Raw genomic sequence first — 14,115 nt, 5'->3', positions numbered from 1 at the left:
AAAAACAGTGATTGAATAATTATTAAATCATTAATGATGAGCGTGTTCTGTTACTGCATTCTGGTCATTCATATGATGCTCGCTTGGCATCTCATCCATGCTGTGCTCCATACCATGATTCATCTCGGCATGTGCTTTAGGTATCATATCATGATTCATATGGCTCATATCGGCTTGATTAGACATGTCTGTCTCAGTCATCATCGCTGAATGAGCGCTATGATCCATAGGCATGCCAGCGCTATGACCAGAATGTCCACCATGCATGCTGCTCATGGCTATCGGTACAACAATAACCGCCAGTCCTGACAGCATCATAATCGCGCCATTCATTTGTCGTAAGCGCCAGCGTCCGATTTGAGTGCGTAGCCAATTAACCGTACCATGAGTTGCCACTAACATAGGTACGGTGCCCAAGCCAAAGGCAAACATTAACACGGCACCTGTTAATGGGTCATGTCCCACCACGGCAATTAATAATGCGCCATATACCAGCCCGCATGGTAAAAATCCCCATAATAGACCAGCCGTTAACGCCCGTGGAAAAGTGGTCAATGGAAATACTTTTTTGCGTAAGGGAGCTAATGCTTGCCAAAAGCGCATACCTAAGCGTTCAAGCTTATTCAAAAATGGTGCACCAAGCATAATCATACCCACGAACACCAATACCAAACCAAGTAAAATACGTGGGATATTGTTTCCTACCATCAGTGGCGCTAGGACAGTAGTACCAATCACGCCTGCTAATAGCCCTAATGATGCGTAGCTAAGCAGTCGCCCAACGTGATAAGTAGCAATTAAGACACGACGTTTAGCCGGGCTAACATCTTTCATAGACAGCCCGAAAGCGGCAACCAAGCCACCACACATCCCCAAACAATGTGGCGAACCAAAGAATCCCATCAGCAAAGCGGCAACCAATAAAGCAATGGTCATAATAAGTATCTCTTAATATGAAAGACAGTTTAAAAAAGGATTTAAAATTTAGGTAATGTGATAAGTAATGCTACTAAAAGTAATCTTAACCAAATATGGCACGATTAATTATTCATCGTCATTACTTAATAATGTACTTATTAGCATCACTCTCATTATCAGCAGTGGGGGAGTTGGCAGGCGTGTCAGGAAGGATAGATTCATCTGCTGAGTCTTCAGAAAGTGTCGTTTGATGCGCGTTTATGACCTGCCGCCGCTCTTGGCGATCATCCAAAATAATGCGCTGGGAGGCATTGTCCAAATCCTCAAACTGATTAGACCTTACCGCATAGCGTACTGCCCAAATAGCGACCACAAACAGCATAAGACTTAATGGAATTAATAAAAATATGCTGAGCATGAGATACCTCTTAACTGGCAGTTTTAATAAATAATACCTTTATTATACGCTGTTTATTTGCATAATGAAGGCGCAGTACGCTACTTAGCATTGATTATCTGCAACTTATAAACCGACTGAGAAGAGCATTCAAATATTTATAACAGATTATTTAAGAAAAGGTTTTTACCGCGCTGCCTCTTGGTGTTAAGAGTTGCTGCTCGCTCACTTCGTCAGCATGGCGACAATTAGATTGAGGGCTAAAAATATCCCGCATATAAGCGGCAATCTCATATACGGCGCGGCGTGAATGGGTTAAGTTTTGCGCTGGTTGCATCCAATCGAGATTAACCGGTAAAGGCGCTGGCATGGCTGTGGTATTGATATTGTTTAGCGCAAACTGTCGCCGTGCACGAGCCATATGGTAGCTATCAGTGATTAGGTAAACGTGATGTAATGGTATGCGTTTAGCGGTAAACCGCGCATTTTCACAGGTGTTCATGCTGGCATTTTCACTAATAATGCCATCAATGCCATGCTCAATCAGCCAGTGCCCAAGCCATGGCGCTTCAGCACCGCTTAAGACTATCGGTAGCGGCAAATCATGATACGCGGTTGCTGCTGTGCGGACACGGTTTAAACTATAGTTATTTAATATCGTGCGATTATCACGATCATTGGTTAGACCGCCGCCAAGTATGACATAGGCAGTCGGTGGCGAACTCATGGCTGCGCCCGTCATCGTCGGTAAGGGTAAGTGCTGGAATAAATAGACGACAGCGCGCGAAAATAATGGGGTGAATAAACTGATAATAACCACAATAACCATGGTCGTACCAAGTACGAAGGTAATATTAATGATACGGAAAACTTTAATCGTGCGCTCAGCTGAACGCAAATAATAGCGCCATAGCCGTTTTGACCATAAACGTCTTGAGAACAGCTTTTTAGATGGCATGGTTGCCAAGACCGATGGTTGCATCAGCCTGTACCCAAACAGGTTCACGCATAATGGTAATAGCAAATTTCTCATACACGCAGTTAGCAATATAGTCTTGGGCGGCTGCTACATCTTCTTGAGTAGCCATAAAGGGCGCATGATTGGTCAATACTAAGGCTTGTTGTGTATGAGTCATAATGGGTGCAATACCACCACCCTTTAGCCCTGCTTGCTCAATGAGCCAGCCTGCCGCGACTTTGACCATAGAGTCTGGCATAGGGTAGCCGACAATATTGGGAAAGGATACTTGCAGCGCGGTAAACTGGGATTGGTTAATAATTGGATTTTGAAAAAAACTGCCACAATTGGGCAACTGCTTGGGGTCAGGGAGTTTTTGCTGACGGATATCAATAATTGCCTGCATCACATCAGCTGGCATTGGTTGCTGACGACCATCTTGCTCAGCATAACGCTGTGCAACCGACTGCACATCGCCATAACTGGCTAAAATCCGTGTCGCGTCCTTATGTAAACGCAAGCCAACACGGCTAATCAGCCAAGTATTGGGCGCACGCTTAAACATACTGTCACGATAGCCAAATTGACAGTCACTTGCTGTCAGCTGATGCCATGTATTGCTCGGTAAATGATAAGCGCGCACATATTGTAAGCAGTCATCCAGCTGTACGCCATATGCACCAATATTCTGTACTGGTGCTGCGCCCGTCAGACCAGGAATTAGCGCTAAATTTTCTAGCCCATACCATCCTTGACTGATTGTATATAACACCAACTCATGCCAGTTCTCACCCGCCATCACTTCAATATCGACATAATCATCCGTATGCTCAAGCAGATGAATGCCGCGCATGTGTGGTTGTAGCACGGTCGCTTGTAACGTGGCTGGCAACAACACATTGCTACCGCCAGACAATACAAATAAAGGCGCTTGCTCATCATTATCGCGATAGTACGCCATAAAGTCATCGAGCTGTGCCTCATCGGTTAATGTCACCACCGTATCTGCCATACAAGCTAGTGCCATCGTATTAGCTTGCGACAGATCATGCTGCTGTTTAAGCATCAAGTCATCATGAGTATGCAAAGCAGAGCGTGAAGCTAACGTCATAAAACGACCTATGTGGCGAATGGATAAGGGTTTAAAGTATCCTATAGACTAAAGGATAAAACATAACAAGGCATAGCTATAACAGTAAAAATGGCTTAGTTACTCTTCCAGCTCTCAATCCAAGCTTGCGCACTTGATTCGATACGCTCAATGACCTCTTCAAAGGCATCACCATCACCAGTATACGGATCAGGAACATCATCACCACCATAAGTAGGGTCTTCTTCACTAAATAAAGCCAATTTAGCCAAGTTCTTTTTTTCACCCGCCACGCTATCTTTGATGGCTTGTAAGTCGGCTAAGTTTTGACCATCCATCGCTAAAATCAAATCAAAGTCATGGAAATCATCCGCACTTACTTGGCGGGCTTTGAGTTTACTGATGTTATAGCCGTGCGCTTTTGCATGACGCTGCGCGCGTTCATCAGGTGCATGACCAATATGCCAATCTCCAGTACCGGCAGAATCGACCTTAATCTCAAACCCGGCAACCGCAGCTTGCTGACGAAAGATTTCTTCGGCAGTTGGCGAGCGGCATATATTCCCTAAGCAGACCAATAGTACAGATGAAGGGGCAGACGCTTTAATCAGCATAATAGTACCTTTTATAACCATAAAAAAACATGCCAGCACAAACCAGCATTGCAATGTTGGCGTATCGGCATGTCAATAGCGATAGTATTCGCGCTCAGCGTAACGCTTAATGAAGCGGATGGCAATAGCCGACACTAAAGAATACCGTCATTTGAACCATTGCCAAATCTCGCTAAGCGCATCAACAAATTAATAATAGCATGACTTAACGGCTTAAATACTTAGTCTTGACTGCTTTTAAAGCGATGCAAATCGCGGCGCTCTTTCTTATTGGGCTTATTGTCTGGGCGGGCAAGATTAGCAAGTTTGCGCTGCTCGGCATAATAGGCGCGCCGTGTTTCACTTTCTTCTGTTTCAGAATACAGTATTTGTGCGGCAGTTGCATTGCCACGTTGCAGCGTTAATGCCTCAACAATAACCGTCTTTTCAGTCATTGCCGTGGCAGAGCCTTGACGAATGGTTAACTCATCGCCAATAGCAATCTCTTTACTAGTCTTTACCCGACTGCCAGCGTAATGTACACGACCACTTTCAATAGCTTGTTTAGCAAGGGTACGTGTCCGATAAAAACGCGCCGCCCATAGCCATTTATCAAGGCGAATTTTGGCTGGCACACCAGCGCTATCATTATGTTTACTCATCAAAACCTCGTTAACAGATTAAGATATTAATGGGGTTAATTGTATTAATTAAAAGGCTGACTGTTGCGCCGGTCTCATTTGCTAATGACACCACTGCTGCTCACACGGTACGCCGTCATTATTACCATCCATCTGCGTATTAGGGCAATGTTGAACGAAATAAGTTGCTTCAGCGCAGGAGGTCATTTGTGAACAATGTTGCCTGCCGTCACAAGAAAAATTTGCGGCAACAGGCTGTATGGTTTCATCATCCACGTAAGTTGGCGCAATACTATCGACGTCAGCGATACTCATAGCAGATGATGACACGCCCGCAGACGCATTACTATCTATATCACCTTTAGCTTGAAAGTATTGATAGCTATAAAATGCCACTATTAATAATATAACAACGAGCATTATTTTTTTCATAATGGCATCTTTTTATTACTATTTACTATGTAATTAGTGAGGTGTTTATTTTAAAAATAACTGATAGCCGATATTATCATTGATAGCGATACAGTCATAGCCGATATCGAGCAGCGCATCTTGTAATAAGCGTGAATTGCTCTCAGAGGCTTGTAGCCCGACCAATACCCGACCTTCAGCAGCGCCATGATTGCGATAATGAAATAAGGTAATATTAAAGTCATCACCCAGCTTTTCTAAAAAGGTTAATAAAGCGCCCGGACGTTCGGGAAATTTAATTTTTAATAATTGCTCGTTTTCAACATGAGCATGACCGCCAATCAAATGGCGAATGTGCGATTTGGCAATATCGTCATCGGTTAAATCATAGGCTAGATAGCCGTCAGCGGCTAATTGATTGCTGATAGTCTCGCGCTCTTTATCACCCTCTTTTAGTGCAATACCGACAAAAATAGCCGCAGGATCCATAGAGTCGGGCGACTGTTGATGGTCGGCACGATAGTTAAACTCAGTAATATTACGGCCATGTAGGCTGCGACAGAAGTTTAAGAATGCACCCGTTTTTTCAGGAATGGTGACGGCAAAAATGGCTTCTTTCTTCTCACCAATTTCAGTGCGCTCAGCAATATAACGCAGGCGATCAAAATTCATATTAGCACCGCAAATAATGCCAACGCAGTTTTTACCTTGTAAATTATTGGCTTTAATATATTTTTTCATACCGGCAACAGAGAGCGCGCCAGCAGGCTCAACGATACTACGGTTTTCTTCAAACACATCTTTAATAGCGGCGCACACTTCATCATTGGTACAAGTAACGACTTCCGGCTCGACAACAGGTCCTGAGTTATCGCTTTTTTGCATGCGCACCACATCGAACGGCAGCTTACCGATTTGAGCAACGGCAACACCATCGACGAATAAGCCCACTTGTGGCAGTATGACTCGCTCATTGGCTTCTAGCGCTGCTTTTAAGCTAGCCGATTGATCCGCCTCTACGGCAATAACTTTCACATGCGGTGCCACTTCACCTAAAAATGCGGCAATCCCTGAAATAAGACCACCGCCGCCAACGGCTACAAAGACGTAATCCATATTGCGCCATTGTTGGGTCAGCTCAAGCCCAATTGTTCCTTGCCCCGCAATAACCAATTCATCATCATAGGGCGGGATAAAAGTTAAGCCTTCACGTGCAGCGCGATCAATCGCATAACGATTTGCCTGATCAAAACTATCGCCATATAAATCAACATTACCGCCCAGTGCTTTAACCGCGTCGACCTTGATATCTGGGGTCGTGGTTGGCATCACAATGATGTTATTAAGAGATAATTTACGAGCAGAATAAGCCACGCCTTGGGCATGATTACCGGCTGACGCACAAATAACGCCACGCGCTTTTTGCTCATCACTCAGCTGGCTAATTCGGTTATAAGCACCGCGCAATTTAAAAGAAAAAACCGGCTGCAGGTCTTCACGCTTTAGACGAATATCATTAGCAAAACGCTGGGTCAGCTTGGGTGCAGGCTCAAGAGGGGTTTGAATGGCAACGTCATAGACGGTGGCTTGCAAGATGGCTCGTACCCAGTGTGACAGCATAATGGTTCCTAATATAAAAGTGAATAAACAGAAGACAAACAATGGTAAAAACGAAATAGATTAGCCTATGCTGATTTTTGGTATCTTGCAAGGCGCAATTGCAATTTTTGCCATCCATTTTAAGGCGATAAGCGTCTCAGCTTAACTTCAAACGTTAATTTATCTAGTAAAATGAGAAGGTTGCTGTAGTTGTTGTAATAATAGGCTGCTTTTAATACGAGAATATCAAGGAATGATTATCAATGGATAATTACTAATGACCTCAGACAAGCATAGCCAGTGCTTAGCACTATCAGTTATAATAAGCGCGCATTTTTTATATTATTTTACCTTGCCAAGGATTTATGATGAGTGATCAGCACGCACAAAAGCAAGCCGCTGCCAAGGCTGCGCTACGCTATATTGAAGACGATATGATACTTGGTGTAGGGACGGGCAGCACGGTCAACTGCTTGATTGAGTTATTGCCGCAGCTTAGGCTTGCCGGTGCGGTTGCCAGCTCGCAAGTGACTGAAGATAAGCTTCGTGCGCTTGGCATTGAAGTGGTCGATTTAAACTTTGCCGGTACGCTTGATTTATATATCGATGGCGCAGACGAAGTAAATGCGCATTTGCAACTTATTAAAGGTGGTGGTGGCGCATTAACCCGTGAAAAAATCGTTGCCGCAGCGTCCAATCAGTTTATCTGCATGGTTGATGACAGCAAGATGGTTGATGTGTTAGGGCGCGCATTTCCGGTGCCGATTGAAGTCTTACCACAAGCGCGCTCGTATGTTGCTCGTCAATTGGCGCAATTGGGCGGTGAGCCAGTATATCGTGAAGATTTCGTTACTGATTATGGCAATGTGATTTTAGATACCTATGACTTGGATGTTAGCGATCCTATCGCCCTTGAGCAGCAATTAAATAATATCGTTGGCGTGGTTTGTAATGGTATTTTTGCCGCCAATCAAGCGGATATTTTGCTCAAAGCTGGTAGTAATGGCGTTAAAACTATTTTGCGTTAATGTTTGCTGCGTTAAAGCTTCATTAATAAGTTGATTGATGAGTATTTAAGTACAAGATAAGAAAAAGGCAGGTTACGTTAAGTAGCCTGCCTTTTTTATGGACTTTTAAAATACGTTTTTTATATCATTAAGACAATTTAATCTTATCTTTTAATAAAAATTCCATCAGTGCTTTTTGCGCATGTAACCGGTTTTCAGCTTCATCCCAAACGACTGAACGCGGGTCATCAAGCATATCATGAGAAATCTCTTCACCGCGATGCGCTGGTAAGCAATGCATAAACACCACATCAGGATCGGCTTTATCCAATAACGATGGTGTCACTTGATAAGGCGCAAAACGACGCGCGCGAGTGCTTTGCTCAGATTCTTGCCCCATACTCGCCCATACATCGGTGACAATCAGGTTTGAGTCTTTTGCTGCATCTTGCACATTTTCAACTAGGCTAACACAATGCGAGAACTGCTCCATAAGTACCGGATCTGGCTCAAAACCATAAGGGGCAGCAACGCGTAGCTCAAAGCCAAACTGATTTGCCGCTTGCATATAGGAGGCGCACATATTGTTGCCATCACCAACCCACGTGACAATTTTATTTTCAATACTGCCGTGATGCTCATAGTAAGTTTGCATATCAGCCAGCAATTGACACGGATGGAACTCATCGGTTAAAGCATTAATAATCGGTACGCTAGAATATTCTGCAAAGGTTTCAACTTTTTCATGCCCAAAGGTACGAATCATAATGATATCGACCATACTAGATATCACCCGTGCGGAATCCTCAAGCGGCTCACCGCGACCCAACTGGGTATCATTTGGTGATAAAAATATCGCGCTGCCACCAAATTGCCCCATGCCAGTCTCAAAGGAGATACGCGTACGGGTAGAGGATTTCTCAAAAATCATGCCCAGCGTCCGACCAACAAAAGGTTGGTAAATCTCACCGGCATGCTGCATTTTGCGCAACTCGCTGCCGCGTTTGATAAGGGCTTGTAGTTCTTGTTTGGTTAAATCAGATAAAGTCAAAAAATGGCGCAAACTCATAGCAATCCTAGCAGTCGATCACAGTCAATGGAAAATGGAAGGTTATCAGTAGTCGACGATATGGCAAAATGACCGATAGCGTGCTGACAACAAAATTTTAGTATAGCGCAATTGAGGATAATGTAAACGCCCAATTTTGCCATAATAAACTTGACCATTTTTCTATGAAAATGATTTACCAATAAAGGCACTTACTAAAATATTTACCTGCTATTTTGAAATAACTTTTAAAATCGCTTTATTAACTTTAAGACCGCGCTTTGATAATGCAATGCAACTTAATTCTGCATGCGCAGCGGTCGGGTACTTAGGCGACATAATAACTCGTAGCCTATTGTTCCAGCATGGTTTGCCACCTCATCAACATGCGGCGCGCTGCCCCAAAGTATCACCTTACTATCTAAAGCAAGCGTTATAGGTGTGGAGCTGATATCAATGACAATCATATCCATAGCAACCCGACCGCGAACAGGGCAAGGGTAGCTTTGATTGGTGCTCTCATCAATCACTGAAACATAAGCATCTTGATTGAGTATGCGCGGATAGCCGTCACCATAGCCAATACTTACCAACGCAGTTCTGGTTTCTTGCTGCGCAATCCAGTGGCTGCCATAACCAATGGCATCACCCACTTTTATCGTTTGTAGCGCCATAATCTGCGCGCTAAAATCCATCGCTGGTTGCAAGTTTAACTCATGCGCACACATATTCTTAATGGGTGAGCTGCCGTATAGCATGATACCCGGACGTACCCAATCGTAATGACTGTCAGGAAAATTGATTAGTCCTGATGAATTGCATAGCGAGCCTTGCACATCTTGACTCACAGTCTCTCGTAAGATATTAAGCATATCGGCAAAGCGTTGTTTTTGAATGGCATTGAGCGGATGATGAACATCATCAGCATTGGCAAAATGGGTGGTAAGAATCAGCTGATAACCGGCATCATGCAGACGCTGAGCAGCATCCAAAATAGTCTGCTCATTAAAGCCTAAGCGATTCATGCCGGTATTAAATTTTAGCCAGACTAGCCGCGTTGGGCTGTCTATTACAGGGACATTGTCTAACGCCCATTCAAGCTGCGGGTTATGGTGAATCACACAGCTTAAATCATTATCAATCGCCTGCTGCCATTCACTTTGAGTTAATACCCCTTCGATTAAGCCGATCGTTTTATTCCAACCCAAATCACGCGCCTCTATTGCCTCTAACAGCGTTGCCACGCCAATACCATCTGCCTGTTGCAGCGCGGGTAGTACTGCTTTAACCCCATGTCCATATGCATTGGCTTTTACCATGGCTAATATTTTAGCCGTGGGGGCGCGTTTTTTGACTTGGTTTAAGTTGTGGGTAAGTGCTTGAGGCTTAATCGTGATGGTGCGCATAATCGGCTTCTTTATTAGCAAAGTGGTAAAGCAAAGCTACAGATTAGTCAAAGCTCTTTTTATGAATAGCGATTTACTATCCGTAGCAGAATGGGATGAAGAAATGGATAAAAAATGAATTAAATGATAATGAGCAAACACTTAATTGTTACTCGTCATCATCAAAGCTCCTGCCTTGATAATACTCAGGGGTCAGATTGGTAAAGCGGGTGAATTGCCCTTCAAACGCCAAGCGTAACGTACCAATAGGACCATTACGCTGCTTACCAATAATAATTTCAGCCACGCCTTTGTGGTCTGAATTCTCATTATAAACCTCATCACGATAAATAAACATAATCAAATCGGCATCCTGCTCAATCGCGCCAGATTCGCGCAAATCTGACATGATTGGGCGCTTATTCGGACGATTTTCCAAGCTACGATTCAACTGCGATAGCGCGATAACTGGACATTCAAGCTCGCGTGCTAATGCCTTTAGACTCCGTGAAATCTCCGAAATCTCGCCAACACGGTTGCCATCAAGACTAGGCACTTTCATTAATTGTAGATAATCGACAATGATAGCACCTAGTTTACCGTCATGGTTTTTGGCAATACGGCGGCAGCGAGAGCGTAGCTCGGAGGGCGGTAGGGCGGTACTGTCATCAATATATAAATGCTTGGATTGCAAATGCTGAATCGCATTCATCATTTTTGCCCACTCATCCTCATTCATTTGTCCTGAACGCAAATGGGTTTGGTTAATTGCTCCCCACGACGACAACAGACGCATCACGATAGATTCTGCCGGCATCTCCATTGAAAATACGACGACGGGCAAATCTTCATTAAATAAAATTCCTTCTGCTAAATTCATAGCAAAGGTCGTTTTACCCATTGAAGGACGCGCTGCAACAATGACCAAATCGCCCGCTTGCAAGCCTTGAGTTTTATTGTTTAATTCCACAAAGGGCGTTTGCAGTCCAATCATGCCATCAGGATTGGATTTTAGCTCTTGAATTTTATCAATAACATTGGTTAAAACCGCCGTAATACCAACGGGTCCGCGTTGCTCAGCGCGCTTATTATGCTGCTCATTAATACTGAAAATAGTCGCTTCAACACTGTCTAAAATATCACTAACCGTTCTGTCTTTAGGGTTATATGCTAAGGTTAGCATTTCATTGCCAGTGGTAATCAATTGGCGCAGCGTTGATAGCTCGCGGACACGCTGCGCATAGGCAGTCAAGTTAAATAACGTCGCTGGGCTTTGGCTTAAAATATCGGCAAGATAACTGTCACCACCTGCGTTTTTTAACAGCTTTTGCGCCTCTAACCAATCATGCACCATAACCGTATCATAAGGCTCATTTACCGCTGCCAAATGGGCAATCGCATCAAAAATATGTTGATGACGTCCAGCATAAAAGTCGTCTTTAGAGACGATATCGGCAATCTTGTCATACGCCTCCTCAATACTCATTAAAGAAGCCAGTAGCGCCTTTTCAATATCAATATTATGCGGCGGTGTCTGATTGAGTAAGTCGTCAGTTTTATCGGTGTCTGCCATGAGTGCCTAATGATTTATCAGTATATAAAAGTTCAAAGGGGTAGAGTTTGAAATTGTAAAGTCGCGCACGCTGTGATTAGTGCCATTAAAAGCGACTATCATCGTAAGCGATAGCATCAAAAAACGCATTAAATACCAACAATAGCGGTACTAAAACGCGCGCTAATGCCATGGTAATTGATGTTACAATCAAGGGCGAAAGTCTATCACATTACAACGGTACTAAGTTCTAGTATGACAATTTTTCATAATTATTCCCATGGATTAATATTTATGAACTCGTTTCTAGACTAGGCGTTTATAACGCTCGTACCTATTTAAAAAACACAATAAAAACTGATAGCTAAATCATTCATAAGGATATTTTGATGCAAAAACAACCTTTACTGCTAACAACGGGTGAGCCTGCCGGAATTGGTATGGATGTGGTACTAATCTTGGCACAAGAAAATAAATTGCAAGGTTTCGGGCGTCCTATTTGGGTGACTGCTGATGCCGAAGCAATGCAGGCACGCGCAGAACAACTTGTTGCTGCGGGCGTGCTACAGAGTTGTCCTTCGTGGCAAATCGTAGATGCGCAAGCAGAAGCAACGGATTTTGTTAAGGCAGTAGCACAGCTGGCTAGCAATGATGCGGTTGCCAATGATTTTATCTTGCTCGATGTGCCATGCGGTGCACCTGTGATTGCCGGACAAATTGACATTAATAACGCGATTATGGTCGCTCAGCAGTTGGAGATTGCCCATCAACTTGCTGTCACTCACCAAGTCGCTGCTATTGTCACCGGTCCCTTGCAAAAGTCCGCGTTGATTGACGCTGATATCAAATTGTTAGATGGCACTATGTTTAGCGGACACACCGAGTTTTTTATGCAGCAAAGTGGCTGTGATAAAGTAGTGATGATGCTTGCCAATCAAGCGATGAAAGTCGCGCTTGTCACTACTCATTTGGCATTAAGAGATGTTCCTGCGGCAATTACTAAAGAAAATGTACGCCAAACGGTACAAATCGTGCTTGATGATATGCGAGAAAAATTCGGTCTTAAAAATCCGCGTATTTTAGTGTGTGGGCTGAATCCACATGCAGGTGAGGGCGGGCATTTGGGAATGGAGGAGATTGAGATTATCAATCCGGTGTTGCAAGAGTTTATCGCAAAAGGGGCTGATATTTCAGAAGCTATGCCAGCCGATACCTTATTTACCTCAAGACATTTAGAAAATTGCGATGCCGTGATTGCCATGTTTCATGACCAAGGCTTGCCGGTGCTTAAATCGCATGGTTTTGGTGATACCGTTAATTTAACATTGGGCTTGCCTTATATTCGCACTTCAGTCGATCACGGTACGGCGCTTGATTTGGCAGGGCGTGGCGGTGCTAGTGCTACAAGCTTATACCAAGCATTAGTGATGGCAGATGAGATGGCGAATAAAGTATTGGCAGAGTAACTGGTCGATTTGTCACAGCGGAAGCGAATGCAAAATACAGTCTGATAATGAGCTGTGATATAATTTCAATATTATAAACGCCTCATTTATTGCCTGATTCAATGGCAGTGACTATTTTACTTTTTAATTAAGAACACTTTATGTCTAAACCTTCATTTGACGCCAAAACTTTGTCTGATAGTTTACGCGCTACAAAACACCAACCTCGAAAACGCTTTGGGCAAAACTTCTTACATGATCGTAGTGTGATTCGTGAGATTGTTGAAAGTATTCGCTTAGAGCGCGATGATAATTTAATAGAAATTGGTCCCGGTATGGGAGCACTGACTGAGCCGCTACTTGCTGAAGTAGATGCAATGACAGTGATTGAGTTGGATCGTGATTTGGCAGATAGCTTACGTATTCGTATCGGAGCTAATAGCCATCCGAACTTTACGATTATTAAAGACAATGCCATGAATGTCGACTATCGTGCGCTGTATAGTGCAGAGCGTGGCAAACTGCGGGTAGTTGGAAACTTGCCTTATAATATCTCGACACCGATATTGTTTCATCTGCTCAGTTATGCCGATGTGATTCAAGACATGCATTTTATGCTGCAAAAGGAAGTTGTTGAGCGCATCACTGCCGAGGTGGGCAGCAAAATATATGGTCGTCTATCCGTCATCATGCAGTATCACTGCAATACAGATTATCTGCTCACTGTACCGCGTGGCGCATTTAATCCACCGCCAAAGGTGACCAGCGCGGTTTTTCGTTTGACGCCTTATGTTAATAAGCCCATTGTTGCAGAAAATGAGCAGTATTTTGCACTTGTAGTACGCGAAACGTTCAATCACCGCCGTAAAACCCTCCGTGCTATCTTTAAAAACTCAACCTTGCTACCCACATTAAGTGAAGATGATTTTGCGGCTTGTGGTATTGATCCGCAGGCACGACCGGAAACGCTGAGCGTTAGTGATTTTGTGGCACTGAGTAATCAGGCAAAGTTGTTAGAAGTTTAAGTCGTTAGCAACTTGAATCGTTAAAAACTTAAGCCATTAAAAGCCT

The 14,115-nt window shown here is 43.7% G+C and carries 14 protein-coding genes; 3 read left to right on the top strand and 11 right to left on the bottom strand.

What is annotated here, in order from left to right:
* Positions 1 to 30: 30 nt before the first annotated feature.
* The 8 genes from AAEY78_RS04180 to ilvA all read right to left on the bottom strand — a co-directional run bounded on the left by AAEY78_RS04180 (position 31) and on the right by ilvA (position 6,628).
* Positions 31 to 936: a sulfite exporter TauE/SafE family protein gene (locus AAEY78_RS04180; protein WP_352337564.1), complete on the bottom strand. Its 906-nt coding sequence runs from the start codon at positions 934 to 936 to the stop codon at positions 31 to 33.
* 121 nt (positions 937 to 1,057) lie between these two features.
* Positions 1,058 to 1,336 carry a cbb3-type cytochrome oxidase assembly protein CcoS gene (ccoS, locus tag AAEY78_RS04175; protein WP_352337563.1) on the bottom strand — a complete coding sequence of 93 codons (279 nt, stop codon included), beginning with the start codon at positions 1,334 to 1,336 and terminating at the stop codon, positions 1,058 to 1,060.
* Positions 1,337 to 1,487: 151 nt separating this feature from the next.
* On the bottom strand, positions 1,488 to 2,297 hold the full coding sequence (locus AAEY78_RS04170; protein ID WP_352337562.1) for a YdcF family protein: 810 nt from the start codon (positions 2,295 to 2,297) through the stop codon (positions 1,488 to 1,490).
* Positions 2,263 to 3,339, bottom strand: coding sequence for a UDP-N-acetylmuramate dehydrogenase (gene murB / locus AAEY78_RS04165; RefSeq protein ID WP_352337722.1), 1,077 nt, complete (start codon positions 3,337 to 3,339; stop codon positions 2,263 to 2,265). The genes AAEY78_RS04170 and murB overlap by 35 nt, the downstream gene beginning before the upstream one ends.
* Positions 3,340 to 3,479: 140 nt before the next feature.
* Entirely contained in the window at positions 3,480 to 3,977 is a 498-nt protein-coding gene (locus tag AAEY78_RS04160) for a low molecular weight protein-tyrosine-phosphatase (RefSeq protein WP_352337560.1), read from the bottom strand.
* Between the two features lie 221 nt (positions 3,978 to 4,198).
* Complete coding sequence (locus tag AAEY78_RS04155; protein ID WP_352337558.1) at positions 4,199 to 4,618, bottom strand: RNA-binding S4 domain-containing protein; 420 nt, start codon at positions 4,616 to 4,618, stop codon at positions 4,199 to 4,201.
* An 81-nt stretch (positions 4,619 to 4,699) separates the two neighbouring features.
* Positions 4,700 to 5,029: an excalibur calcium-binding domain-containing protein gene (locus AAEY78_RS15295; RefSeq protein WP_502943648.1), complete on the bottom strand. Its 330-nt coding sequence runs from the start codon at positions 5,027 to 5,029 to the stop codon at positions 4,700 to 4,702.
* Positions 5,030 to 5,074: 45 nt separating this feature from the next.
* A complete protein-coding gene (gene ilvA / locus AAEY78_RS04145; RefSeq protein WP_182406349.1) occupies positions 5,075 to 6,628 on the bottom strand; it encodes a threonine ammonia-lyase, biosynthetic in 1,554 nt (517 codons plus the stop codon).
* A gap of 347 nt (positions 6,629 to 6,975) precedes the next feature.
* Between ilvA and rpiA the strand changes: the two genes are divergently transcribed.
* A complete protein-coding gene (gene rpiA / locus AAEY78_RS04140; protein ID WP_352337556.1) occupies positions 6,976 to 7,635 on the top strand; it encodes a ribose-5-phosphate isomerase RpiA in 660 nt (219 codons plus the stop codon).
* Between the two features lie 127 nt (positions 7,636 to 7,762).
* On the opposite strand, the gene argF is transcribed toward rpiA, so the two are convergent.
* From argF to dnaB, 3 genes are all read right to left on the bottom strand, one after another.
* Positions 7,763 to 8,683 carry an ornithine carbamoyltransferase gene (gene argF, locus AAEY78_RS04135; RefSeq protein ID WP_352337555.1) on the bottom strand — a complete coding sequence of 307 codons (921 nt, stop codon included), beginning with the start codon at positions 8,681 to 8,683 and terminating at the stop codon, positions 7,763 to 7,765.
* A 278-nt stretch (positions 8,684 to 8,961) separates the two neighbouring features.
* Positions 8,962 to 10,068: an alanine racemase gene (gene alr, locus AAEY78_RS04130; protein WP_352337554.1), complete on the bottom strand. Its 1,107-nt coding sequence runs from the start codon at positions 10,066 to 10,068 to the stop codon at positions 8,962 to 8,964.
* A 148-nt stretch (positions 10,069 to 10,216) separates the two neighbouring features.
* Positions 10,217 to 11,620, bottom strand: coding sequence for a replicative DNA helicase (gene dnaB / locus AAEY78_RS04125; protein WP_352337552.1), 1,404 nt, complete (start codon positions 11,618 to 11,620; stop codon positions 10,217 to 10,219).
* Between the two features lie 368 nt (positions 11,621 to 11,988).
* On the opposite strand from dnaB, the gene pdxA reads away from it, so the two are divergent.
* Both pdxA and rsmA read left to right on the top strand, forming a co-directional pair.
* Positions 11,989 to 13,065 (top strand): 4-hydroxythreonine-4-phosphate dehydrogenase PdxA, encoded by a 1,077-nt coding sequence (pdxA, locus tag AAEY78_RS04120; RefSeq protein ID WP_352337550.1) that lies wholly within the window; start codon positions 11,989 to 11,991, stop codon positions 13,063 to 13,065.
* Positions 13,066 to 13,205: 140 nt separating this feature from the next.
* Positions 13,206 to 14,069, top strand: coding sequence for a 16S rRNA (adenine(1518)-N(6)/adenine(1519)-N(6))-dimethyltransferase RsmA (gene rsmA / locus AAEY78_RS04115; RefSeq protein ID WP_352337548.1), 864 nt, complete (start codon positions 13,206 to 13,208; stop codon positions 14,067 to 14,069).
* Positions 14,070 to 14,115 lie beyond the last annotated feature (46 nt).

The sequence above is a fragment of the Psychrobacter sp. 16-MNA-CIBAN-0192 genome, from assembly GCF_040309565.1.
Lineage (GTDB): Bacteria > Pseudomonadota > Gammaproteobacteria > Pseudomonadales > Moraxellaceae > Psychrobacter.
This window is presented reverse-complemented; position numbering and strand designations above follow the sequence as displayed.